Annotated in this window: 20 protein-coding genes and 1 pseudogene; 8 read left to right on the forward strand and 13 right to left on the reverse strand. The window is 60.1% G+C overall.

The features are described 5' to 3' along the window. Position 1 precedes the first annotated feature (1 nt). Positions 2-859 (reverse strand): fumarylacetoacetate hydrolase family protein, encoded by an 858-nt coding sequence (locus tag A0W34_RS32445; protein ID WP_081559692.1) that lies wholly within the window; start codon positions 857-859, stop codon positions 2-4. Between the two features lie 172 nt (positions 860-1,031). On the opposite strand from A0W34_RS32445, the gene A0W34_RS32450 reads away from it, so the two are divergent. Further along, positions 1,032-1,736 carry a GntR family transcriptional regulator gene (locus tag A0W34_RS32450; RefSeq protein WP_081559590.1) on the forward strand — a complete coding sequence of 235 codons (705 nt, stop codon included), beginning with the start codon at positions 1,032-1,034 and terminating at the stop codon, positions 1,734-1,736. Here A0W34_RS32450 and A0W34_RS32455 read toward each other — a convergent pair. Continuing rightward, entirely contained in the window at positions 1,733-2,533 is an 801-nt protein-coding gene (locus tag A0W34_RS32455; protein WP_081559694.1) for an IclR family transcriptional regulator, read from the reverse strand. The genes A0W34_RS32450 and A0W34_RS32455 overlap by 4 nt on opposite strands. 47 nt (positions 2,534-2,580) lie before the next feature. Here A0W34_RS32455 and A0W34_RS32460 point away from each other — a divergent pair, with 47 nt between their 5' ends. Beyond that, positions 2,581-4,167 (forward strand): FAD-dependent monooxygenase, encoded by a 1,587-nt coding sequence (locus A0W34_RS32460; RefSeq protein WP_081559696.1) that lies wholly within the window; start codon positions 2,581-2,583, stop codon positions 4,165-4,167. 129 nt (positions 4,168-4,296) lie between these two features. Further along, a pseudogene (locus A0W34_RS32465) lies at positions 4,297-5,581 on the forward strand (IS256 family transposase). Positions 5,582-6,720: 1,139 nt separating this feature from the next. Here the strand turns inward: A0W34_RS32465 and A0W34_RS32475 are convergent. Further along, positions 6,721-7,035 carry a hypothetical protein gene (locus tag A0W34_RS32475; protein WP_081559698.1) on the reverse strand — a complete coding sequence of 105 codons (315 nt, stop codon included), beginning with the start codon at positions 7,033-7,035 and terminating at the stop codon, positions 6,721-6,723. 165 nt (positions 7,036-7,200) lie between these two features. Then, positions 7,201-7,830, reverse strand: a complete 630-nt coding sequence (locus A0W34_RS32480) for a TetR/AcrR family transcriptional regulator (protein WP_076949245.1) — start codon at positions 7,828-7,830, stop codon at positions 7,201-7,203. 147 nt (positions 7,831-7,977) lie between these two features. Here A0W34_RS32480 and A0W34_RS32485 point away from each other — a divergent pair, with 147 nt between their 5' ends. After that, positions 7,978-8,856 (forward strand): NAD(P)H-binding protein, encoded by an 879-nt coding sequence (locus tag A0W34_RS32485; protein ID WP_198035753.1) that lies wholly within the window; start codon positions 7,978-7,980, stop codon positions 8,854-8,856. 388 nt (positions 8,857-9,244) lie between these two features. On the opposite strand, the gene A0W34_RS32490 is transcribed toward A0W34_RS32485, so the two are convergent. Together A0W34_RS32490 and A0W34_RS32495 are read right to left on the reverse strand one after the other, a co-directional pair. Next, entirely contained in the window at positions 9,245-10,576 is a 1,332-nt protein-coding gene (locus A0W34_RS32490) for a DUF2254 domain-containing protein (RefSeq protein ID WP_232330126.1), read from the reverse strand. Positions 10,577-10,790: 214 nt separating this feature from the next. Continuing rightward, complete coding sequence (locus A0W34_RS32495; protein ID WP_081559594.1) at positions 10,791-11,135, reverse strand: hypothetical protein; 345 nt, start codon at positions 11,133-11,135, stop codon at positions 10,791-10,793. A gap of 759 nt (positions 11,136-11,894) precedes the next feature. Between A0W34_RS32495 and A0W34_RS32505 the strand changes: the two genes are divergently transcribed. Next, a complete protein-coding gene (locus tag A0W34_RS32505) occupies positions 11,895-12,758 on the forward strand; it encodes a phytanoyl-CoA dioxygenase family protein (protein WP_029537681.1) in 864 nt (287 codons plus the stop codon). Positions 12,759-12,777: 19 nt separating this feature from the next. Here A0W34_RS32505 and A0W34_RS32510 read toward each other — a convergent pair whose 3' ends face one another. The 5 genes from A0W34_RS32510 to ehuB all read right to left on the reverse strand — a co-directional run bounded on the left by A0W34_RS32510 (position 12,778) and on the right by ehuB (position 16,919). Further along, complete coding sequence (locus A0W34_RS32510; RefSeq protein ID WP_076949249.1) at positions 12,778-13,407, reverse strand: hypothetical protein; 630 nt, start codon at positions 13,405-13,407, stop codon at positions 12,778-12,780. Between the two features lie 446 nt (positions 13,408-13,853). Continuing rightward, on the reverse strand, positions 13,854-14,642 hold the full coding sequence (gene ehuA, locus A0W34_RS32515) for an ectoine/hydroxyectoine ABC transporter ATP-binding protein EhuA (protein ID WP_081559600.1): 789 nt from the start codon (positions 14,640-14,642) through the stop codon (positions 13,854-13,856). Further along, on the reverse strand, positions 14,632-15,276 hold the full coding sequence (gene ehuD, locus A0W34_RS32520; protein ID WP_076949251.1) for an ectoine/hydroxyectoine ABC transporter permease subunit EhuD: 645 nt from the start codon (positions 15,274-15,276) through the stop codon (positions 14,632-14,634). The genes ehuA and ehuD overlap by 11 nt, the downstream gene beginning before the upstream one ends. Next, the gene (ehuC, locus tag A0W34_RS32525) at positions 15,273-16,004 is read right to left on the reverse strand and encodes an ectoine/hydroxyectoine ABC transporter permease subunit EhuC (RefSeq protein WP_143541295.1); all 732 of its coding nucleotides are present in this window, start codon (positions 16,002-16,004) and stop codon (positions 15,273-15,275) included. Before ehuC ends, ehuD begins: the two co-directional genes overlap by 4 nt. Positions 16,005-16,022: 18 nt before the next feature. Continuing rightward, on the reverse strand, positions 16,023-16,919 hold the full coding sequence (gene ehuB / locus A0W34_RS32530) for an ectoine/hydroxyectoine ABC transporter substrate-binding protein EhuB (protein ID WP_076949253.1): 897 nt from the start codon (positions 16,917-16,919) through the stop codon (positions 16,023-16,025). Between the two features lie 456 nt (positions 16,920-17,375). On the opposite strand from ehuB, the gene A0W34_RS32540 reads away from it, so the two are divergent. Together A0W34_RS32540 and mihF are read left to right on the forward strand one after the other, a co-directional pair. Beyond that, positions 17,376-17,807: a hypothetical protein gene (locus A0W34_RS32540; protein ID WP_076949255.1), complete on the forward strand. Its 432-nt coding sequence runs from the start codon at positions 17,376-17,378 to the stop codon at positions 17,805-17,807. Positions 17,808-17,826: 19 nt separating this feature from the next. Beyond that, a complete protein-coding gene (gene mihF / locus A0W34_RS32545) occupies positions 17,827-18,171 on the forward strand; it encodes an integration host factor, actinobacterial type (RefSeq protein ID WP_076949256.1) in 345 nt (114 codons plus the stop codon). 61 nt (positions 18,172-18,232) lie between these two features. On the opposite strand, the gene nhaA is transcribed toward mihF, so the two are convergent. Together nhaA and A0W34_RS32555 are read right to left on the reverse strand one after the other, a co-directional pair. After that, entirely contained in the window at positions 18,233-19,558 is a 1,326-nt protein-coding gene (nhaA, locus tag A0W34_RS32550; protein WP_081559602.1) for a Na+/H+ antiporter NhaA, read from the reverse strand. A gap of 60 nt (positions 19,559-19,618) precedes the next feature. Continuing rightward, positions 19,619-21,496 (reverse strand): BCCT family transporter, encoded by a 1,878-nt coding sequence (locus A0W34_RS32555; RefSeq protein ID WP_179090829.1) that lies wholly within the window; start codon positions 21,494-21,496, stop codon positions 19,619-19,621. A gap of 780 nt (positions 21,497-22,276) precedes the next feature. Between A0W34_RS32555 and lpqV the strand changes: the two genes are divergently transcribed. Further along, positions 22,277-22,588 (forward strand): lipoprotein LpqV, encoded by a 312-nt coding sequence (gene lpqV, locus A0W34_RS32560; protein WP_179090830.1) that lies wholly within the window; start codon positions 22,277-22,279, stop codon positions 22,586-22,588. Positions 22,589-23,629 lie beyond the last annotated feature (1,041 nt).

The raw sequence follows: 23,629 nt of genomic DNA on the forward strand, positions 1-23,629 counted from the left end.
GCTAGTGCGCTGGGTCGCACGTTTGGCGAAGACCGCCGATGCCCTCGATCGTCGTCTCGATCACGTCGCCAGATTTCAAGAACCGAGGTGGCTTTCGGGCCCCACCGACGCCTGCCGGTGTGCCGGTGAAAATGACATCGCCCGGCATCAAGGGCACGACGGACGACAGGGTTTCGATCAAGTTCGGCACGGAAAAGATCAGTCTGTCCGTCGAACTCTTCTGCACAGTCTCGCCGTTGATTTTGCATTCGATTCCGAGATTGTTCGGTTCCGCGACCTCGTCGATGGTGACCAGCCATGGGCCCTGCGGCGCGAATCCTGGGTAGGATTTTCCCAGCGAGAATTGGGGTGCAGGCCCTGTTAGTTGTAGAGCCCGCTCGGAAAAGTCCTGGCCAACGGTCAGTCCGGCCACGTACGACCACGCATCCTGTGCCGCGACCTGACGTGCGTGCCGACCGATCACGACAACGAGTTCAGCTTCCCAATCGACAGTCGCCGCTGGGAGAATCAGGTTTCCCACTGGTCCTGTAAAGCTACCGACCCACTTGGTGAAAGTCGGGGGCGACGTCGGATACTCCAATTTTGCTTCATCTGCATGGTCGCGGTAGTTCAGACCGATCGCGAACACTTGTCGAGGCTCGGGCGACGGCGGCCCGAGTTCCTCATGGATCAAAGGTTCGCCGATCGAGTCGAAGTCGATGGACGCGCTGGCGAACCAGGTCGAGAAGTCGTCCCACGCGTCAAAGACGCGCCGAGGTTCGGGACCGAATTTCCCGTTACTGACTTCGGCCACATCGACGAGCGAGGAGAGGTCGGGGGAGACCAACATCGCTCTCCCTGTTCGTGTTGCGATGCGCACTCGTTCACCTTTCCTTTGGCTGATTTCGTCGCGTTGAACCACCTCGACTAGGAGAGTGGCCTCACTCACACAATCAGCCTAACCTCGAAAAGTCAACATAATTTCGAAATAATGCATATTCGGAGAAACTGCCAATTCAGATCTATTTTCGACACTTCGATACAATGCCGTCATGCCTCGGAGCCGCTCGTCCAGTTCACCCACCAGGTCGGACGTTGTCCTCGACCAGATCAGGTCTGACGTGCTCAACGGTCGTCTGGATCCAGGATCACGCCTCGGGTTCGTCGATCTGGGCGAGCGCTACAAGGTCAGCACCGGCGTTCTACGCGAAGTGCTCCCCCGACTCGTCGAGCAAGGACTGGCAACCTCCGAACCCCAGCTCGGCTTTCGCGTCATCGATGTCTCCCCCATCCGCTTGTCTCGCCTGACCGACGCACGAGTTGCGATCGAAACACTGGTTACGCGCGAAGCCGTCACGCACGGTGACATCGCGTGGGAAGCCGACGTCGTGGGAACACACCACGCCTTGGTTCGAATCGGCGCCTCTCTCCCCGACGGCAACATCCACGAAGAATGGCTGGTCGCGCACGAGGCGTTCCACGGTGCAATTCTTCGAGGATGCGACAATGGCTACCTCGTCGACATAGCTTCACGGTTGCGATCGATCTCGGAGGTATATCGGTGCTGGTCACGTTCTGAACTCGCCAGCACTACACGCGATCTCGCCCACGAACATCGTCAGATCATGGAGGCGGCAATCGCACGTGATGCCGACCGCGCCGTCGAATTGACAGAAACGCACATCCGTCGCACCACTGAATTGTTGCTGCTCTCGGCTGGTGCCGCCAACGATGTATCGGCAGCACAATCGATTTAGATTCCTTGTCGCCCACCCCCGGCAGCCCGTGCGATTGCCAGGCTGGCGGTGCGGAGAGCAATACGATGACCGAGAAGAGCCGTGTTCCGCCCAGGCGAGACGATCGAGATCGCACCCACCACATCGCCACAGATGTCAAAGACTGGTGCAGCGATAGTCGTGATCTCTTCAGGTCCTCCGGGCACAGGGTTCGGGCCCGTCAGCGTGACGACTCCTTGTTTTCGGGCCGATGCAATGAGTTGGCGTAGACGGCGTCGCGACAGCAGGTCACCTGAGTGTGAAGCTGCATCGTCGAGAACGGCTGACCGGATATCGCTGGGGGAATGGGCGAGCAGAGCGATCCCGACGCCAGTCGTATCCAGCGGAAGCCTGCCCCCGATGCGATGCGCGACCGGAGTGGCGGTTCGCGACGACAGCCGCTCGACGAGGACCGCTTCTTTTCCGTCACGCACAGCGAGAAGCACGTGCTGCTCGGTCACCCGATGAAGGTCCTGCATGTACGGCAAGGCCGCAGCACGCAAGCCGTGCCCGCGAGGCGCGAGCGCCGCTATTTCCAACAGTCGGAGACCGACCACGAAATTGCCATTACTCAACCGCTCCAATGCTCCGACATCCACGAGCTGCGCAGTGATCCGGAATGCAGTGCTCTTCGGTAAGCCCGCACGAGTTGAGAGTGCAGCCAGGCTGAGTGCTTGCCCCGAAGACGAAAAGGCGCCAAGTACGCGGAAAGCGCGAGCCAGCATCGCTTCCCCGAGGGGTGGTCGACCGGGACGCCCGGAAACTGGCGTGCCGCTCATCGAAATCCGCATAGTGTGTCTGCAGTCACATGACGAACCATACAACCATGACATTTTTCAACGCTCAGTCGACTCTCCCGCCTGTAATTATCATGGGAGCGGGACCAGCTGGTCTCGCCGCCGCTGCGGAGCTCGCCTTCCACAACGTCCGCTCAGTGATCATCGAGCCGCGGGGCGAGGTGTCGCACGCACGACCCCGAGCAAAAACCACAAGCCCCCGCACCATGGAGCACTTTCGCCGTTGGGGAGTCGCGGACGCCATTCGAGCTCGAGCTCCTCTGTCCCCTCAGTGGAATCGCCGTGTCGTCTTTTGCGACACCCTGAAAGGCTCGGTGATCACCGAATTCGACAATGTATTCGGACTCAGCGCCGAACCACATGAACTGTTCGCGGAATCAGGTCAGCAAGTTCCGCAGCCCGTCGTCGAGGAGGTGCTGCGTGAACACGTAGTTTCCACCGGGTTGGTCGACCTCCGGCTCGGTGAACGAGCTGTCAAAGTTCACGAAGCCGTCGACAACGTGACTGTCACAATCGAGCGCCCAGATGGTTCGTCGTACGACCTTGTCGCCGAGTACGTACTCGGGTGCGACGGCTGTTGGAGCATCGCGCGAGAGAGCATCGGAGCAACTCTTCAAGGATCGTCCGCGCCGACATCAAACCTGAACGTGGTGTTCAAGTCGACAACCTTGCGACCTTCGATGGGAGATGCAGTCCAGTATTGGGTCCTCGGCCCCGAAGTGAAAGGTGCTATTGGTCCGCTCGATCGCGAGGGGACTTGGTGGGCAGGCCTTTCCGGTGCCGGAGATTGGTGCGATGCACGGCAAGCTGTGAGGCTTATCGCAGCCCTTGCCGGCCGTTCGGAAAGCGAAATCGACATCGAGGTGTTGTCTACCGATCGGTGGACCCCACGCATGCTACTCGCCGACCGTTTCGCTTCCGACCGCGTATTTCTGGTGGGAGAGAGTGCTCATCTGAACCCTCCGTTCGGCGGCCATGGTTTCAATACCTGCGTCGGCGATGCGGTCAACATCGGATGGAAGATCGCGGCCGTCCTCGACGGGTGGGGCGATCGTCACCTCCTCGGTACATACGAGAACGAGCGTCGCACAGTGGCGCAAGAGACCATCGAGGCTGCCGCCAAGAACCTTCGCGCATCGGGCCCAGGCATTCCGCGTTCACCGGAACTACTGCAAGCAACCAAAACAGAAGAGTTTCACTCGCTCGGGCTCGTACTCGGATACAGCTACAGAGATTCACCCATCATTGCGTCGACGACCGCCGCCACACCGACCAACGTCCAGACCTACAGGCCATCCACCGAACCTGGGGGACGACTTCCCCATGTTTGGATCAGTCCGGGACACGCACTGTACGACGATCTCGGCAGCGGGTTTACCCTGCTCGCACCAGCGCATGCCGATTCGGTCGTAGTGGCTCGCTTCGTTGATCAAGCCGTCGCACAACGGATTCCACTCAGCGTCGCACCGACACCGCCTGGGGGGCCTTGGACGCCCGACGAATTCCTGCTGATTCGACCGGACCAGCACATCGCGTGGTCTGGCGAACAACTCGACGATGCCGATCTCGAACGTGCCGTTGGTCGGGTACAGACCGGCGACCGTACCCGCGCCTGACTGGACCTATCCGTAGCGGTTCGGCGCCTCCATAATTGCGATAGGCGCCGAACCGATGCACGTGAAGAAACCTCACTCGTGTTGGCGCTGTAAGAACAACGGTGTAACTCTGAAAGGAGATACGCCACTATGACTGACGTGATTGAACGTGAGACAGAGACGAACTCGGCTCAGCCGGGTATCAGCGATGCGCGGCTCAAAGAGCTGGTCGAGCAGGCGCGAGCCGAAGGGCTGCAGTTGACCGGAGATGGTGGATTGCTGTCGAAGCTGACCAAGCTAGTCGTGGAGTCCGCGCTCGAAGGCGAGATGGACGACCACCTCGGATACGGCAAGAGCGACCCGGCAGGGAGGGGCAGCGGCAACTCCCGCAACGGCAGACGAGCCAAGAACGTGTTGACCGAGGCCGGCCCGGTCGAACTCGAGGTGCCCCGTGACCGGGATTCCTCCTTCGAGCCGAAGATCGTGGCCAAGCGGCAGCGTCGGCTGTCGGGCGTGGAGGACATGGTGATCTCATTGTCGGCCAAGGGTTTGACGACCGGTGAGATCGCTGCACACCTGGCCGAGGTGTACGGAGCTGATGTGTCCAAGCAGACGATCTCGACGATCACCGAGCGGGTGATGGAAGGCATGGCCGAGTGGCAGAACCGGCCGTTGGATCCTGTGTACCCGGTGTTGTTCATCGACTGCATCCACGTCAAGATCCGCGAGGGCAACGTCGCTAACCGGCCGATCTACGTCGCGATGGGGGTGACTGTCGACGGCACCCGCGACATCCTCGGATTGTGGGTCGGTGAGCACGGCGACGGGGAGGGAGCGAAGTACTGGCTTCGGGTGTTGTCCGAGCTGAAAAACCGTGGTGTGCAGGATGTTCTGATCGTCGTGTGCGATGGTCTCAAGCATCTACCCGACTCGATCGAGCAAGTGTGGCCACAGACCATCGTGCAGACTTGTGTGGTCCATCTTCTCCGTAACACCTACGCCTATGCCTCCCGCAAGGACTGGTTCGAGATCGCCAAGGACCTCAAACCCGTCTACACGGCTCCGTCGGAGCAGGCCGCGCTCGACCGATTCGCAGAGTTCAGTGACAAATGGGAGAAACGCTATCCCGCGATCATCAGGCTCTGGACTAACGCCTGGGCTGAGTTCGTGCCGTTCCTACAATTCGACAACGCCATCCGGCAGGTCATTTACACGACCAACGCCATCGAGAGTGTCAACGCTCGAATCCGCAGGGCTGTCAAGGCCCGTGGACACTTTCCGACCGAGGCCGCGGCCTTGAAATGCGTGTATCTGGCCATCATGAGCCTCGATCCCAAAAGGCACCGCCCGCCAACGCTGGTCCAACCGATGGAAGGCAGCACTGAATGCCTTCGAAATAACGTTCGACGGACGGCTGTCTGCCGGACGAAAGTAGTTAGAAACCAATCAATTACACCGTTTTCTGGACAGACCCTGCGAATACCCGTGTTGGCTATTTGCTGGATCAGTGTGAGCCGATGCTCCGAGAAGCGGCGGATTGCGTCCTTGTCGCCTGCCGGATACGCTCGCGCCAGCAGGTCCTGACAATTGCGTAGTTGTTCGGTGAGAGTCACGTGACGGTGCTTCCAATTCTGGGTTGGGTACATCCGGTACATCTACGACCCTCTCATCTTCTTCGCGGGTCGGGAAGTCTGGTGCGAAGGGTGTGAACGATGTCATCGGATGACGTTCGGGCGCACTACCGGTCCAGCGGCGTGAATCGGCTGGAGTGGTGCACGCTGGGTGAGCTTTTGACTGGCCTACGGCAGCGTTGTCGAGTGGGGTAGACGGTATGTAGGTCGGCCCGTTGTGGGCCGGGACCTCCCTTGCAAGTTTGCCGTGGGTTGCCGCGTAGGCGAAGCCTGGATCGGTCGTGCCTACATTTGCAGGAGGCCCCGGTGATGTTTCAGCGTACGAGTGTCGGCTTTGACGTGCATGCACTCTCGGTAGTGGCATGCGCGATTGACGGTCAGTCGGGTCAAAAGTTCAAACAACGATTGTGCCCGGGTCACGGCAAAATTCTCGGCTCGTTGCGTTTTCTGCCGGGTCCGGTGAAGGTCGTGTACGAGGCCGGACCGACCGAATTCGGTTTATGCCGATTCCTAAATCGTGCAGGTACGGAGTGCGTGGTGGTCGCGCCGTCAAAAATTGCAGAGATCTGCTGGTAGTTCTGATCGATTTTGAAGACTGGTGTTTCTGAGTCGCAGATTTCGATCGTAGATCCTTGCATCGGAATCTGTTGTCGTGCAGAGTGTTTCGAATGCACTTGCTGAGAATTCTGCGTCGTGATTGTGGTGAACGGATTCGGCGCACTCGGCTGAGCGGCGTTGGCCGGATACTCCTTGTTGTGGGGGATGTGGTGCTCGTGTCGATTCCAGGGAGAATATTGTGCAGGAACGTCTTCGTCTCAGATGTGGAGCCTCACTACGCAACGAGGACCGAAGGCTGATCATCGGGTTTGTCGATGCGGCGCTTTCATGGTTAACGCTTCAGTTTCAGGCGGAGTCACCTCGGGCGTAGTTTCTCAGGGGAGAGCTATCGTCCTTCGGTTCTGCGGCCGATTTCTTCGAGCATTTGACCGATGGTGAAGTGCCGCACTGATGCTGGAATTGTGTCTACGAGGCCGGATTCCTCCTCGGTCATGTAGTCGGCGGCGACGAGGACCTCCTGGATGTGGACGTCGAAGGCTGCGGCCGCGCGGCGTACGACGCCGTGTGATGGTCGTCGAACTATGGACATCCACTGGCGTAGCACCGATGGGTAGACGTCGAGGGCGTGGGCAGCTTCGGTGACGCTGCCGTATCCGCGCAGGTCTATTTGTGCTTGCACCCATGAACCGAATGGACTCATACGGAACATGGTTTCAGGTGATTGACGCTGAACCGAATCGGGTGATCCGATTCGGTTCGGGGCGAACACGGGCGCCTGGTCCTCTGGTTCTTTGCCTTCCACCTTGGTGCTGTCGGGTTCTCCTCTGTTCGGTTGTGATGGCTGCTGTGCGCGAAGACCGTGACATCAGGCAATCGTTGGGGGTTGAGGTCGTCGATCGGGCGCGGGTGCGAGGAAGCGCTGGACGAGCAGGAATGCGGCGGTAGCAGATTCGTCGTCGGTAGCGTGGGTGAGCACCCACCGGTCGATTTCCAGGATGATTGCCACAAGTATGCGTTGTTGGAGGCCGACGGGTGTGTCGCTGTCGATCTGTCCTAGTTCTCGCCCGCGTTCGAGGGCATGTTCGAGCCAGTTCGTTGCCGATCGACGCAGGATATCGATTGCCGAGGAGCGGGGTGTATCGGCGGAGTGGAACAGTCGCCCGATCATCAGGGTGAGTGGCTCGGCCCGAGCAGTTTCCAGGAGTTGGCGCGCGAAGGCGCGCATTTGTGGCCAGAAGGTGTTCTCGTCGAGTAGATCGATGTTCGGCGGTGTCACAGAGATGCGTAGCGTTTCGATCCCGGATTCCACTACGCGGTCGAACAGCCCTGCTTTGTCGCCGAAGAAGTGGTAAAAGGAGCTCTTCGGAAAGCGGGCACGGGTCAAGATCATGTTCAGTGACGCACGTTCGAAGCCGTGAGTAGCGAATGCTGAGCCGGCGGCCTCGAGGAGCGCGCGAGTGCGTGCGGGGTCGGGTGGGTGAGCGGGGCGTGCCATCGAATCCTCCGTTGTCGTCCTCTCGATTATCCGAGGTCCGCTTGTATCGCCGCGCGGCAGTGGTGGGCGGTGGCGGCTTTACGCGACGGCAGTATAGAACTACCATTCTTGTACTAGCTGGTACAAGAATGGAGGATGAGGGGCGAAATGGAGACTGTTCTGGTCGCAGGGGCGACGGGGTATATGGGCCGATATCTGGTCAGTGAACTGCATAGACGCGGTTATCGGGTGAGGGTGCTCGTACGCTCGCGGGAGCGCGCAGAACAATCTGGTGAATTCGGGGCGCCGTCTTTGCGGGGGTTGGTTGACGAGTGGGTCGTTGCGGACGTCGGGGATGCGAGTGAGATTGACGGCGATCTGTGTCACGGAGTCGATCGAGTGGTGTCGGCGTTGGGAGTGACCCGGCAACGGGCGGATCCGTGGGATATCGATTTCCGTGGGAACTTGCGGTTGCTGTCTCTGGCTGAAGAGGGGGCCGTAGCGTCGTTTTTGTATGTCAACGTCATGCATGTTCACGAGGGGACCTCGATGGTGATGCGGTCGAAGGCAGCGTTCGTGGTAGCGCTCAGACGCAGCGCGGTAACGTCACAGATCGTCAATCCGTCCGGTTATTTCTCCGACGCCTCCGAGTTCGTCCACATGGCGCATCGCGGCATTGCATTCGAGTTGGGTGCCGGTGCGCAGCGACTGAACCCGATTCACGGTGCCGATCTTGCGGAATTCTGCATCGATCGCCTTGGCCGCGAGTCCGGTGAATGGAATGTCGGGGGCCCTGATGTGTACACCTTTCACGAGATTGTGGACCTGGCATTTGTTGCGGTGGGCAAACGTCCTCGGGTACTGCGCGTCCCGGTGCGAGTTGTTCGCCCCGTTGTGTGGGCGGCCGATCGATTGGGCCCGCGGGCTTCGTCGTTGACCAGATTTTTCGTCGACGGTCTGCAATGTGACTCGATCGGCGAACGGACTGGGGCGCATCACCTCGACGAACACTTCGACGAAGTGGCTCTATCTCGCCGGAAGGCGTGAATTTTCCACCTTGTCTGAGAACGGACACTCGATGAGGAAATTCTCCTACATCTGCTGGATGTTCTTCTGCTTGATCCGGGGCGTTGGAGCGATAGCGAGGACGTTTGCCATTGGAGTCTTCGGGTACGCGAGTGTTGTCGGCGCCATGCGTCGCGAGCGTCGGCTGCGTCTGAGTGGATCGAGGTCGTCGTGAATCCCTACTACCCGCTGGCGATTGCCTTGTACGTTGTCTCCGTGCTGTGGCTGGGAAATCTCGGAGGCTGGTGATGTGGCATTAGCGGAGGGGTGAGAGTCGATCGGCGTCGCCACGCACCCACACGGCTTCTGCTCACCCGGCTTCTGGCTGGCGGGCCGCCTCCGGTCAGGGAGGTCCGGCGTTTCGCCATGATTACGCTGGCTCGGTCGTTGTGCCTGCGCCCGAGGTTTCGAGAACCTGCTGTGCTGCGTTGATCTCGACGGAGCGTGCTTCGATATCCTGTGGGTTGGCACCCGAGGAGGAATAGGCATCTCGGAGAAGCGTCAGTTGGCGCAGTAGCGCATCGCGAGTGTGTTGATATCGGGCGGCCGTGCCGATCCGCCGAGCCAGATCGATTGTTGCGGTGACAGCGATTGGACTCGGTAGGGCATAGGTCCGCATTGCATCGAACACGGTATCGACTATCGCGGTAGGTGCGGTCCGATAGACGAGGAGTCGCAGGCTTCCTTGCTCGTCGACTCGTCCTTCGGGAATGATGTTCCGCTGGACCAGAGGAACCAGGCCCACGGCCAGTTCTGCTAGCGCGTTCTTTGCCGTATAGGGATCGTTGGTGCTCGGTGACAGTGCGCGCACGGCCATTTCGGTAAGTTGTTGTACGGCAAAATCTATGTCTTGGTGAGGGTTTCGTGCATCGCCGAGGGAAAAGCATTTGCGAACCGCGGCGATCAGTTCAGAGGTAGCGTCTCCTGAGTGGACGCGTGCGAGTTCGTCGCCCGTTAGAACATGTCTACCTCCGGCGGTCGTAATCTCCACTGTGCAACTGTGATGCACAGCGTGCCGGAGGATCGATTGTTCGTCGATCGTGACAATGAACCCGCTGGTGTCGGCGGATATGACGGCATCGCCTGACAAGGCCGGATCACTGCGGTCTACCGCAATGGCATTGTCGGGAGGCGACGCGGGATACATCTCGTCGACGCAAGCGATGAGTTCGGATCGGACTCTCGCTGACAATGTCGATACTTGGATGGAATCGGCGATGTGGTGGATGAAATACACCAACACGGCTACGCAGATCACTGCCAGAATGACGGCAACATTGACTGCGATGTCCGGAACGAACGCCACATTGTCCGAAGACTGAGAACGGATCGAGCGAAGGACCGTCAACGAGTATAGAAAGGTTGCGCTGAAGACCCCGAGGACGACTTGGTTCCCACGATCGGCCATGAAGTTCCGCACGAGGCGGGGCCCGTACGTTGAACTGGCGGTAGCGAGCACTGAAATCGTGATGGAAAACGAGGTTGCCGCGACAGCGAGCATCGATCCGCCGATCGCGCCGAGAATGCTGCGGCTTCCACTGACACCGACCTCGTAGAAGAAGTACCCGAGGGTATGCAATTGTCCTTCTTCGATCCTGTGGTCGAGCGAAATCAATGCCTGCGCCAGCAGGATCGCCAGAACGCCGAGGACTGCCGGGATGAACCAAAAAGATTCGCGGATCTGGAGCATTCTGTTGCGCAACGCAATTGCTCCTTTGTCAATGGTTTTCGGTTGACGATGGCGGTCGGTGGAATGTCTCTGGGTTGGGCTAGGGCTTCATTCGAGTGTGCGGTCTCGAGGGCTGCGGCGAACTGCTCGGGCACTTCCAGCATCGGAAAACGGCCCACTCCGATCATAGGGATCGTGTGTACACCGGACCGCAGGTCGACGAATTTGTCCACCGCACGCTGCGGCACTACACGAACCTCTCTTCCCCGTCATTGTCATCGCTCGCGACGCGCAGGCCTCGTCCCATCGGTCCGACGAAGGTCGGAGGCTGCGCGGGCGGGACGCAGTACACGGTCACTTTGGCGAACCAGGTCGATATGGACGGGTCCGGAACGTATTCGGCGCCTGTTGTCGCATCGAGGTATCGGGCGGTGTCCCTGACATCAGTGCTGCTAGGCCATCGGCGCCGGCGGATGCCGGCGACGGTCACACGTAAGGGCGGAAGGATGCTCTCGGGACTGACGAGAAGCAGATGTTCGATGCGATCGCAAACGGACTCGACGGCGATGGAAGCGCCGAGACCATGACCCATCACGTCGACGGTTTGTGCCGTCAGTTCAGCAGGAGTGCCCGGAGCCAGAGTCCGGACGCTTCGATGTTTCCCCCGACTGGCCGGCCCGGCGAACTGAGGCCGGGTTCCCCGGGGGGGTATCGACGACGAAGACTTCACGTGTTCGAGCAATCGCGGCGACACATGATTCGATCGTCGCGGCAGCGAGTGCACCGCCGAGCATCATCACCACCGGGGCCGTTCGGAGCGAGCGCCGGCGACGAGGACGGTCGTCGTCCCAACACTGTGGGGAAGGTGCGCAGTTCATACCCAAGGCGCCATGTAGAGAGAAGTGCTCGGGCTGCGCTCTGGATGTGCTGTTCGTCGCCGGGACACCGGTAGCCCGACCTGAGCAGGATCGTCGACGTCACTATCGTTTAGCTGACGCTGGCCGGGTACAGGGTCGGCTTCGAATGGGGTGAGGCATCGCATTCTCCTGGGGTGTTCTGGCAGCACTGACCGACGTGCCGACCGGACTTCCCGGTTCATCTCCATGAACCCTAGGCGATCCGCGAGCGCAGTCGAGACTGGGGCTGACACGACGGTCGCTCTGCAATGGCAGAGAAACTCGTTGGTGTCCAAGCGTTTTGAGTACTGGTGAGGAGAAGTGTTATAAACGATGAGGCATTACGTGAATCGATAATCCGGTCGGTGTTCGCGCCGTGGGTATCACCTACAGTGTCGGTGTCCGCCGATGCCGGAGATGGGATTCGAGCAACGCGAGAAGGGGAGTTCGTACTGATGGCTGTCACCACCGACCGGTACCACACGCGGGTGATGGCGTCGCCGATTGCGTATCAACGCCCCGACCCTGTTCTCTGGGATCCGAAGATGCGTACTCGGTACGCAGACTTCGAGGCCAACGGGTTCACACATCTCGACCGAGTGCTCGACGACCGCCAGGTGCGGGGATGTCTGAGCGAGGTCGCGCGTCTCGGTGAAGAACCGGAGTTGCGCGGGGACGAGCGGATCGTTCGCGAAAAGGGTTCGTCAGCAGTGCGGTCCATCTTCGACATCGCGAATCTGAGTTTGGTGGTCTCCGACGCGATCGAGGAGTCCGGGGCCGCCGGCATCGCAGCAGAGATTCTGGGATCGCAGGTGTACGTTCACCAGAGTCGCCTGAACTACAAGCCGGGTTTTCGAGGTGGGGCCTTTTACTGGCACGCCGACTTCGAAACCTGGCATGCCGAGGACGGGATGCCGGCGCCGCGAGCTGTCAGCGCCTCGATCGCCTTGACCGACAACCACCATTTCAACGGGCCCTTGATGGTCATGCCCGGCTCGCACCGCACCTTCCTACAGTGCGTCGGTGCCACCCCGCCACGGTATTTCGAAGAATCCTTGGTCGACGAGATTCCCCGGGTCGGTGTCCCGAACGAGCAGATGATCTCCGAGCAGTACGATCAGCACGGCATCGAGGTCGTCACCGGCGCTGCCGGTTCGATGACACTGTTCGACAGCAATCTCCTCCACGCGTCCGCAGGAAATATTTCGCCCGTACCTCGTGCGAACATCTTCGTCGTCTTCAACAGCGTCGACAATGCGCTCGAGCCGCCCTACTGCGGTGCTGCACCGAGACCGGAGTTTCTCGCCGCCCGCAGGTAGTCGATACTGCCCGGCGATGTCACCTCACATCGGTCGCATCACGGTGCGCGAGGTCCGAACCCGGGCCGGGTGTGTCGACCAACAGGTGAGATCGGCTCTTGCTTGTGCCCGTGTGGATCAGATATCCGTAGCGGATGATCTCGTGGTGGCTCTCACTCAATGCAACCCAGCGGGCGTCGTCTGCGAGGGGGTAGACCTGCCAGCGAGAGCCGACCGAAAACTGGCCGATCGAGCTCGGCGACACGGCATCCGCGATCGAGGCGACCGAGCGGCCGCTGTCGTTGTCCAGTGCGACGTCAATGTGAAACACCTCGACTGCGGCTCCTTGCCTGGCCGCCGGCGGACGTGTCACCACCGCATGCAGCGGCGTGTGCACCAATGTCGGGACTGGGCGTAAGCGCAAAAGAAGATACCGCAAGCTTGCACCCAGCAATACCGTGGCGAGGACTCCCACGATGATCGTTGCCGGCCAGCGCAGCCATGGCTGCGCACCGGTCGTGTCCTGAACGGGTTCGCCGACGTCGAGCGCGAGTACAACAGCCAGACCGGCCATGACGACGCCGGCGATCACGAGGAAACCTGCGATCGTACGGGTCTCTACGTGGTCTGCACGTGCTCGTTGCGCTGGTGTGGCGAGAGCGAGAGACATGGGTGTTTCCTCCTCGAGATCGCCTCGGGGCCCGCAGCGTACGACCTTGCAGGGCAGCCCATTGCAGAATGCGTCACTTCGAGAACTCACTCGTGGTGTGCTCCCCGTCCGGGTGTGTCACTCTTAGGGGTGGTCAATGGCGTGAGATTCTCTATGAATGCGGAAGCCTGCGATCCAGGGCGAGGAAGAGATCAACGGCATGCCGCGGACTATTTTCCCTTCTGCCCCTGACTGATTCAACTCGACGGAAGGGAATCGCACGCATGATCAGCACGTCGTCAATGTCGAATCGTGCGATGAGCGAGTGGATCAACGCGCATCCCGCCGAAACAACAACGGTGATTTTCCTTGTCGTGGTGGCTCTGGTGGTTCTTGCGGTCTGGATGATATCGAGATGACCCGCCCACGACCGGACTCGTAGATTGCGGTTGCGGCATACCGGGCGATCAATGCTTGAGGACCGCTTTGAGGAAAGTGCGCGTCCTGTCCTGAGTGGGGGAGTCGAAAATCTGTTCGGGAGGACCCTCCTCGACGATCTTTCCGGCATCGAAGACCAGTACTCGATCAGCGACATCGCGCGCGAACCCCATTTCGTGGGTGACGATGAGCATAGTGATGTCCGTGGTGGCCGCGATTGTTCGCAGTACGTCGAGGACATCGGAGACCAATTCCGGATCGAGAGCCGAAGTAATTTCGTCGAGCAACAGGATCTCAGGGTCCATGGCCAACGCTCGTGCTATGGCCACGCGCTGTTGTTGACCTCCCGACAGCGTGTTCGGGTGTGCGATTTCCTTGTCCGCGAGCCCGACGAGGGCGAGCAAATCGCGGGCGCGGGCATCTGCTTCGGCCTTGCTTCGGCGCAGAACGTGTATTTGCGCCTCGGTGATGTTCTCCAGCACAGTCATGTTCGGAAACAAGTTGAACTGTTGGAACACCATCCCGATCTTGGACCGAGCGGCGCGTAGGTGTCGTTCACCGGCTGGGACCAACTGCCCATTTTTGATTTCGTGGGAGAACGGTTGTCCGTTGACACGTACGAGTCCGGAATCGATCTTCTCGAGTGTCATCAGGATCCGCAGTATGGTGGTCTTCCCCGATCCACTCGGCCCGATCAACGCGACACGTTCCCCGCGCTCGATCGCGATATCGAGGTGATCGAGCACGGTGTGCGTGCCGAATCGTTTGACCACGTGCTCGAACGAAATCGCCGAGCGGGTGTTCTCGTCAGTAGGCAAGACGTTTCTCCACTTGTCGGATGAGCACGGACGTGGGGTAGCTGGCGAGGAGGAAGATCACTCCTGCCATCGTGATCGGCTCCAGATATTGAAAGGTGCGAGCTCCGTATTGCTGTGCAGCGGTGACCAATTCGACCACCGTGATGGCGAAGAGGAACGGTGTGTCCTTGAACATGGAAATCGCGTAGTTTCCCAGCGCCGGCAGGGTGGCGCGTACAGCCTGCGGAAGAACCACAGCTCGCCACGTTCTCGTCGTCGGAAGAGACAGGGCTCGCGCAGCCTCCCATTGTCCGGCGGGAACCGCTTCGATTCCTGCGCGGTACACCTCGGCCATATACGTCGAATAGTGGACACCCAGAACAGCGATACCGATCTGCAGCGCGGAAAATTGCGGAAGCAAGTAGTACACGAACAGGAGTTGGACGACGAGCGGGGTCAGCCGGATGAACTCGGTGATCCAGCGCAGGGGAACTCGCACGTACGCAGGGCAGGTGCGGCGAGCGATCGCAATCACCAAACCAAGAACCGATGCGATTGCCATTCCGAGCACTGTCGCCAGCAAAGTGATCTTGAAGCCGTCGATCAGGATCGGGAGTGAGTCAGCGGCGCGTTGCCAACTCCATTCGACGCTCATCGCCCCACTCCTACGAGTTCATCGCCTCGATCGGGCTTGATGCTGAGTACTTCTCGCAGCGACGGCCCGAGACCGAGACGGCGTTTGGCACGGATCTCGACCACGTTCATCACCAACGTCAACGCATACGCAATAACGAAGTAGACGATCAGCCCCACGCCGAACGCGAAGATCGTGTCGCCGGTCCCGCGGCGCAGCTGCTCGATCTGATAAGTCAGGTCCTGAAGCAGGATGAAACTGGCCAGGGCGCTTCCTTTGAGGAGCTGTATCAGCAGGTTCGTCAGCGGAGGGACCATCTGTACCCAAGCCTGAGGGAAGAGGACCTTGCGTACCTGCAGCCACGGTGAGAAACCCAGGGCGATGCATGCTTCCTTCTGCGCGATCGGTACAGCCGCCATAGCTCCCCGAACCACCTCGGCGCCGTACGCGCCGTAGTTCAGACCGAGCGCCAGAACTCCGCACAACATCGGTTCGAGTTGATACCCGAACAACGGAAGTACGTAGAAAAGCCAGAACAGTTGCACGAGAAGGGAAGTTCCTCGAAAGAACTCGATCACCACCCGCGCCGGATACCTCATCCAACGGTTGCGCACACCGACCGCATAACCGAGGACGAGCGAGAGTACAAAGGCCAATGCCGCTCCGCCGATTGTCAATTCAGCGGTGACCGCGACACCGCCGGTGATGCGTGGCCACGCCTCGAAGAGAGCATCCATATTCGTACTCACCGGGAGCGACCAGCTACCTCAAGCGGCTCCCGAGCACAACTTGTCAGTGGTCAGTTCCGGGTCCGGCAGTTCCTTTTCCGTAAACCCGAAGGGGCCGACGATCTCGAGATATTTCTGCGGGTCCGAGGTGATTTTCGCAAGTTCCGCGTTGTAGGCCTCACGAAGTTCGGTGTCATCGGTGCGGAAGACCGTCGCACCCGCCCCGACCTGTGGCTTTCCGTTGATCGTGGCGACGAAGGAATCAGTGACGTCGACAGCAGCGCCGGGGTTGTTGTTCTTCATCCAGTTCAGTGAGATGGCGGTCAATGCGAACACGTCAGCGCGACCGGAGGTAACGGCGTCCATCCCGTCTTGCGGTGAAGCCACTTGGACAGCAGGAACGGCCAGTGCATCAGCGTAGTCGGATTCGATCGCACCTGTCATGGTGGCCAGTTTCGCGCCGGAGGCCGCGATGGACTCCATGTCCGTGAGGTTCTGCGGGTTGCCGGCCGGAACCATCAGGGCCGTCGTGTAGTTGAATTCGGGGTCACCGAACGCGGCCTGCTCACATCGCTTGGGGAGGATGGACATACCCGCACTGACGGCGTCGAAGCGGTTCGCCTGCAGTCCAGGGATCAGAGAGCCGAAGTCGGCATTGACCCCTTCGACCGTGTCGATACCCAACCGGGAGAATATTTCGCGGTGCAACGCCACGGTTGCGCCGGTGAGTTGACCGTTCTCCTCGAAGCTGTACGGCGCTTCGCCGGCAAACCCGACCGTGATCGCGCCTTTGTCCTGAAGGGACTGCAGGTGATCGGCGCTGTCGGTGTTGCTCGTCGATGTACACCCCGTGACGGCAGTCAGGAGCATCGCACCACTTGCCAGTGCGATCGACGATCGTCGCAGATAGGTACCGCGAAAGTGCATGCCTGTCATGAATCGAGCCTTCCCGTTGTACCGAGGTCAACTGTGCCCAGGTCGGTGTTTCTCGTGGCGCCGTTACCTCCGATCGAGCGTGTGCGCTGCGCTGCGCTGCGCTCGACCGGGATCGGCGATCTTCGGTTCGAACCTAACACGAGTCGTGATCGAGGTAGCAACACCGCCGTCTTTCACGCGGGTTCTGTCCAAATGTTGTTCCAGACAACGATGTTGAACACGCAGACGCACACAACGGGCACAATGTCACAGTCGGATATCAATTTCGGGCGTGCGGAAACACCGTATACCTGCGCAAACAACAGCCAGGCGTGGCTCAAGACGTGTTTCGTCAGTTCACACCACTCGTCAAACGTGGTTGCATGATCGCCAGTCCGAGGGACGCAGAACCCCCATTCTGCGCCACCCAAGCACCTGCATGAGCGCAAGGAAACGATGAGAGCGAATGCTATCGACATGTCCACACCGCACAGGCGAACCGAACCCGACCCCGTGATCGACTGGGTGTGGGAGGACGGGCAGTTGCACGGTCGAACCGCCGACGGCACCATCAGTGTGAGTGCGAATCTTCAACGTGCTCAATGGTCCTGGGGTGCTTACACCCTCTTTGCCGAACAGCTCGACGATCAGGTGTGGCTGACCTTCGACAAGGTCGTCGACGAAGTGGGGCGTCTCGGCGTTCCCCACACGAGCGCAGTGGAGGTCTTCGGGCCTTGGATGGGCCGAGCAGCGACACCATTGCGAGCGTTGAACTCGGCACTGACCAAGGAAAAGTTGTCGGCTCTGCCGCCTGATGCTCAGGTTCCCTCTGTTGCTTATGCTGTTGTCGCGCAAGCTGTTCGAATCTTCGAGAACCCTCAGGGCGGGGTTCCGGCAGTGCGAGAATAGCCGCGCACTGAGGGGAATTGTGAAACCTCCACCGCTGACCGCTCGTCAACGTCGCCTCGGGGTCGTCAACGCTCAACGTGCCCGCGTATCCCGTGCGCGAATACTCCAGCAAGTCAAGGACAGTGAGATTGAAGTGTGCGGCGTTCTCGACGCGGCAGATCGGGACGAGATCATCGCCCGCATCAAAGTCGTGGACCTGGTGAAATCGCTCCCTGGCGTGGGACCTGTTGGCGCACAACATATACTGGATGGTATCGGAATTGACACTGCACGCCGCCTCGGAGGTCTTCGCGTGCGGCAGCGTCAGCAACTGATCGATGCTACCGCTTACCCGATCCAGTGGCGCAAGAAATTTCGGTCGTGAACCGCTTATTCCGCGATGCCGTTGAGCTAGTCTTCCCCGATACCGTTTGAGCTAGTCGAATTCAATCGGTCGACTGATACACATCGGGGATACCGTCACCGTCGTCGTCTCGGGTCTCGTTCTCGGCGATGATCCGGTACGCGCGGTTACGTAGACGAAGCACGATCGACGCCAACAGAGCAGCCAATACAGAACCGGCGAGAACACCGATCTTGACATGGTCATCACGCAAGGAGCCTGCACCGAAGGCGAGATCGCCGATCAGCAGAGAGACCGTAAAGCCGATTCCCGCTAGGATCGCCACCCCGAAGACGTCGATCCAGGACAAACCTTCATCGAGTACGGCCCGGGTAAATCTGGCGAGAATATAGGTCGTGCCGAAGATTCCGACAGTTTTGCCGACCACCAATCCTGCAATGATGCCCAGCGCAACGGAATCGGTCAGGGCATTCGTCAGTCCTGATATTCCTCCGACGGTGACTCCTGCTGCGAAGAACGCGAACACCGGTACCGCGAAACCCGCTGAGACAGGTCTGATACGGCGTTCGAAATGTTCCGCCAAGCCCGGTCCCGCGTCCGGGCCCCCGGCAGCCCTGCTACGAACGACAGGGACTGCGAACCCGAGGAGTACTCCGGCGACGGTGGCATGGATACCGGATTCGTGTACTAATACCCAGGTCGCGGCAGCGAGCGGTAGGAGAACCCACCACGATCTCACCTTCTTCTGTACCGCCAGAGTGAAAAAGGCCAGCGGAATCACCACTGCCCCCAACATAGCGACATCGAGATCGTCGGTATAGAAGATCGCGATGACCGTGATGGCGAGAAGATCGTCCACCACCGCCAAGGTCAACAGAAATGTTCTCAAGGACGAAGGGAGGTGAGTGCTCACCACTGCCAACACGGCGACGGCGAACGCGATGTCGGTCGCTGTCGGAATTGCCCAGCCGGACAGCGCCCCGTCCCCAGTCCGAAGATTGACCAGAACAAAGATGAGAGCCGGCATGAGCATGCCGCCGACCGCGGCCGCGATGGGAAGCGCCGCGCGGGCGGGATCACGCAGATCGCCCGCAACGAACTCTCGTTTCAGTTCGAGCCCGACCACGAAGAAGAAGATCGCCAGTAGCCCATCCGCTGCCCACGTCTCCAGCGGCAAATTCAACCCCAATGCGCTGGGCCCGATCCGGAATTCGGAGAGCGCATCGTAGGCATTCGACCACGGCGAATTCGCCCAGACGAGCGCAACCACAGTCGCCACCAGCAACAGGCCACCACCGACGGTTTCTCCGCGCAACAGGGCGGCGATGCGCGTCGCTTCGGTCCACGAGCCACGAGCGAAGAGCGCCCGCTTGCCGACAGGAGGATGGGACGGCGGCAGTTCAGCCATGGAGCAGCCTGCTTTCAATGGACACTGGCAAGAACCCTCCTACCGTTCGCGAGCGGAGAGCTAGACTGTGTCGTCGCGGCCGCTCGCTTGGGCGTGCCCCTCTGCTGACTGTGCAAATTCGGGGGTATCGAATGTTTCACCGGCGAGCGGATCATCGAGTATTCCGTCACCGGAGTATGCGATCGCACCGGTCGCCGGATCCACGTCGATGGAGTGCGACGACACCTCGTGCACTGCGAGCACGAGATGCTCGGCGGACTCCTGTTTCGGAAGTTCCCGAGTCGACGGAGCAAGGCCGGCAAAGGTGGCCGAGATGCCACTGGGGTGACGTTTTCCGCGGGCTTTCTCAGTAGGCAGTAATTCCTTTCGGGTTGTAGCGCCCGAACCGTGCGAGGAGACGCGTACGTACCGCGGAGTGGTGGCCACGTCGTAACGGAATGCCTTGAGCATGGACACGCATGCGAGCACCAAGACGACCGAGAAGGGCACCGCGGTCGCTATCGACGCGGTCTGCAGCGCAGTCAACGAGCCACTTCCACCGACGAGGAGGAGCACCGCTGCGGCCACTCCCTCGAGTGCCGACCAATAGACTCGTGTGATCTTCGGTGTCTCCAAATCGCCGCCAGTGGAAAGGATGTCGATGACCAGAGATCCGGAGTCCGAGGAGGTCACGAAGAAGAACACCACCACTGCAATGGCGAGGACACTGGTCACCGTGGACAACGGAAGGCCGTCCAGAAGATGGAACAAGGTCGTGTTGGTGTCGACTGCCCCGTCCGCTGTGAGCATGTCACCGTCGTTGCGCTGACGCAGGATGCCGGAGTCCCCGAAGATCGTGAACCACAGAGAGCCGATGACTGTGGGAGCGAGAAGTACTCCGAAGACGAATTCGCGGATGGTGCGCCCGCGCGAGATACGCGCGATGAACATACCGACGAACGGTGCCCAACTCATCCACCAACCCCAGTAGAAGATCGTCCACGCTCCAGCCCAACCGTCTTCGGCGAACGGAGACGTGCGCAGCATCAGTTCAGGCAGAGCTTGGACGTACCCGCCGAGGTTCTGCACCCAGGACTGCATCAGAAACAGAGTGGGGCCGAGCACGAGGACGAAGATCGCGAGACTCGCTGCGAGAACCATATTGATGTTCGAGAGCCACTTGAGACCCTTGGAAACTCCGGACACGACAGAGAACGTTGCCAGCCCAGTGACACAGGTGATCAGAACGACCGTCAGCCAGTTGCCGGTCTCCACCCAGCCGAGGTAATCCAGGCCCGCCGAAATCTGCTGCACACCGAAACCGAGCGAGGTCGCGACACCGAACAATGTGCCGATGATCGCAATCGCGTCGATGGTATGCCCGACGCCGCCTTCGATGCGAGCGCGTCCGAGGAGTGGTTCGAGTAGCCACCGGATCGAGAGCGGGCGGCCTTTGCGGTACGTCATGTATGCCAGACCCAGACCGACGACGACGTAGATCGCCCAGGCATGCAGGCCCCAGTGGAACAGGGTCAGCTCCATTGCTTGATTGGCCGCCGCATCCGTGGATCCCGCAACCCCGCCCGCGACAGGCGGATTCACGTAATGCGAAAGAGGCTCTGCAACTCCGTAGAACACGAGACCGATGCCCATACCGGCGCTGAAGAGCATCGCGAACCACGAGAGCATCCCGAACTCGGGTTGCTCGTCGTCTCGCCCCAGTCGGATGTTGCCGACACGACTGACACCGCAGTACAGAGCAAAAATCACGAAACCGGTCGCGGTAAGGATGTACCACCAGCCGACGCCGTCGCTGATCGCTGAGTTAAGAGATCCGAACGCATCTTCCGCTGTACCTGCATAGACCACGGAGAACACGATCATGGCTAGGATGACGATCGATGCGGGAACGAAAACCGGTTTTCGGATTCCCTGCCAAGCTTCTTTCAATGCGCTCACGTGTCCTCCTCAGGAAGCCACCACGTCGGACGATCACGGCACGAACACACTTCCCGGGCGTGTGTCGCGCTCGCCCGGCATAGTGACGGATGTCGGCTAGTAGGCGTGCTCGAGCTTGTCCGACCGTAGAGGCCGGTGGGGCGATTGCTCAAATCGCAAGGGTGGATTCGCTGGGGGATAGCCTTCGCTGCGATACGAGAGTTAGATGCCGGGAGAGATATTTCTGATTCCTCATCGTTATCTCGTCTGACGCCCGCAACCGGAATATGTTGCCCGGCACTCTCCTGTCGGGGTAGTGTTCCGGCCCTGACGAGTCAACAACCGACGGCATGCGAATAGCCTCGACACCGCCCCGATCCTGGTGCCGATGGCACCAGCATTGTCGTGCGTTGTCCTGATGGCCATGTTGCTTCTCAACCAGTACCCGAGTCGCTCGCTCCCGCGGTAATTCGCGTGCCCGCTCCGTTCTGATCGTCGATATCTTGATTACCGGACGCGTCGACCGAGTGCATTCCGGGACTCGGCGCGAAATTGTGATGCAACGCAGCCACTTCCATCCCTTTTGACAGGCTAAGACATAGCGGAGGACCGATGATGATCAGAGCGCTCGATCGAATACTCACTCCAGCCCACCACATCACGCGGCGCCGCCTAGCCAGACTGATCAGCGTGCTTCTGATTCCGGCAGCCTGGACGATGTCATGATCGACGAGCGGTGATCCCAACATCGTGGTCAATGGCGCAGGCACCGCTCGGATAATTGGAAGCCGCCCCGCCGTGGTGGCCCCAACACAACCCGCTACCGCTGCACTACATCCGCGAAGCGCTCACCCGTGTGTAAGTCCGCAAACCTACGAAGTCACCCCCGAAGGGTTGACGACCGCAGTCAATGTTCCGCTCGAGATTTCGGAAACAGAACTCGGCCAGAGTTGCATCGATGTCCGACCCACATTGATGACGTTCGGCGGCGATGTCGACGCGGTCCTGGCCATGATCCAGGCAACTGCCGTCAGATCGTGGAAGAACGCCACACCACAGGAACAGGCAGCAATTATCGCGGCTCTGCACGCGGCAGCCGACGGTGAATGCTGAGGGCGGTGTCCCGAGAGTGAGAGTACAATGAGCGGCCAGTAAGCGGCACCTGTTCGGCGGACTGGATCCCGAGGACCGCAGCAGCCCTCCTGATGGCGCGGACACACCTGTCCTCCTCAGCGTTGGGGATGATCCTCTCAGAACGGGTGCGAGGTTGGGTCGGTCCTCCGTCGCCCGTGCTGCTGGGTATCTACATGAATTCTGCAATCTTGAGTCGGCTATCCGCAGATTTTGGTTCATCGGAGGGTGCTTACTCGTCATTTGTGGGGTCTGCAGCACCGACGACACTCGACGAAAACTTGGCCAAATACTAGTCAGCGGGGTTCGACTTCCGGCTTCCGGCTACCCATCTGTGCGGCAAGACAGTCACTTCGAGTTCGGGGCTGCCGCACACGGCCTGCCTACCGCCTCTCGTTCCACGGGGGTGGGCCACTTTCGTGGTGGCCGTTGACTCCCACCGAACTCTCTTACTTGCGCCCTAAACACGCCGTTGCGTGGAAATGAACGAAGCGCCGGCTGATGTACATCGGGCCCGCAACCATGCTCGCGTCAGCCATCGTCCTCATCGCCCGGACGACGACGTCGAGCCATCCATCCGGCGCGCCGATGGGACATGGAAAAGTTCACAGAACGCCGAAATTTCCTGACCAGGAACGATAAAGGAAAAGTCGGAGGAGCGAAGCCACCTAACCTTTGGATTGCCTGTATCCCGGCGGAGATGGCACGTTAGGCTGCCCACGATCCGCGATGAGTGCACCCCCGCAGTTGTGTGCTTGCAGCGGATCACCTCGACTGCACCCGATGCCTGTTCAGCTCGGGTGTGTATCGGCTCGTCGGAGTCTCGTCACCTGTAGGCCCCGGCGAGCCGTTTGAACTGCGCGTCCGTCTCCTCGGACTGCGGCGCGCATCCGTCCACTCGGCGTCCCCGACGGCACGCCGAGTGGACACTCCCAAACGCATGTCGCTATCGGTGTCCGCCGGCCACATGCGCAATCACATGCGCAATCTGCCGGGTGAAGTACATCGCTATCCATTGCCTGT

Origin of the sequence: Rhodococcus sp. BH4 (genome assembly GCF_002079265.1) — a bacterium.
Classification (GTDB): domain Bacteria; phylum Actinomycetota; class Actinomycetes; order Mycobacteriales; family Mycobacteriaceae; genus Rhodococcus_F; species Rhodococcus_F qingshengii.

Excerpts from the sequence above, each read along its gene's own strand:
- A0W34_RS32450 (WP_081559590.1), top strand. The coding sequence starts at position 1,032 with ATGCCTCGGAGCCGCTCGTCCAGTTCACCCACCAGGTCGGACGTTGTC.
- A0W34_RS32455 (WP_081559694.1), bottom strand. The coding sequence starts at position 2,533 with ATGAGCGGCACGCCAGTTTCCGGGCGTCCCGGTCGACCACCCCTCGGG.
- A0W34_RS32460 (WP_081559696.1), top strand. The coding sequence starts at position 2,581 with ATGACATTTTTCAACGCTCAGTCGACTCTCCCGCCTGTAATTATCATG.
- A0W34_RS32475 (WP_081559698.1), bottom strand. The coding sequence starts at position 7,035 with ATGAGTCCATTCGGTTCATGGGTGCAAGCACAAATAGACCTGCGCGGA.
- A0W34_RS32480 (WP_076949245.1), bottom strand. The coding sequence starts at position 7,830 with ATGGCACGCCCCGCTCACCCACCCGACCCCGCACGCACTCGCGCGCTC.
- A0W34_RS32485 (WP_198035753.1), top strand. The coding sequence starts at position 7,978 with ATGGAGACTGTTCTGGTCGCAGGGGCGACGGGGTATATGGGCCGATAT.
- A0W34_RS32495 (WP_081559594.1), bottom strand. The coding sequence starts at position 11,135 with ATGGGTCATGGTCTCGGCGCTTCCATCGCCGTCGAGTCCGTTTGCGAT.
- A0W34_RS32505 (WP_029537681.1), top strand. The coding sequence starts at position 11,895 with ATGGCTGTCACCACCGACCGGTACCACACGCGGGTGATGGCGTCGCCG.
- A0W34_RS32510 (WP_076949249.1), bottom strand. The coding sequence starts at position 13,407 with ATGTCTCTCGCTCTCGCCACACCAGCGCAACGAGCACGTGCAGACCAC.
- ehuD (WP_076949251.1), bottom strand. The coding sequence starts at position 15,276 with ATGAGCGTCGAATGGAGTTGGCAACGCGCCGCTGACTCACTCCCGATC.
- ehuB (WP_076949253.1), bottom strand. The coding sequence starts at position 16,919 with ATGACAGGCATGCACTTTCGCGGTACCTATCTGCGACGATCGTCGATC.
- A0W34_RS32540 (WP_076949255.1), top strand. The coding sequence starts at position 17,376 with ATGTCCACACCGCACAGGCGAACCGAACCCGACCCCGTGATCGACTGG.
- nhaA (WP_081559602.1), bottom strand. The coding sequence starts at position 19,558 with ATGGCTGAACTGCCGCCGTCCCATCCTCCTGTCGGCAAGCGGGCGCTC.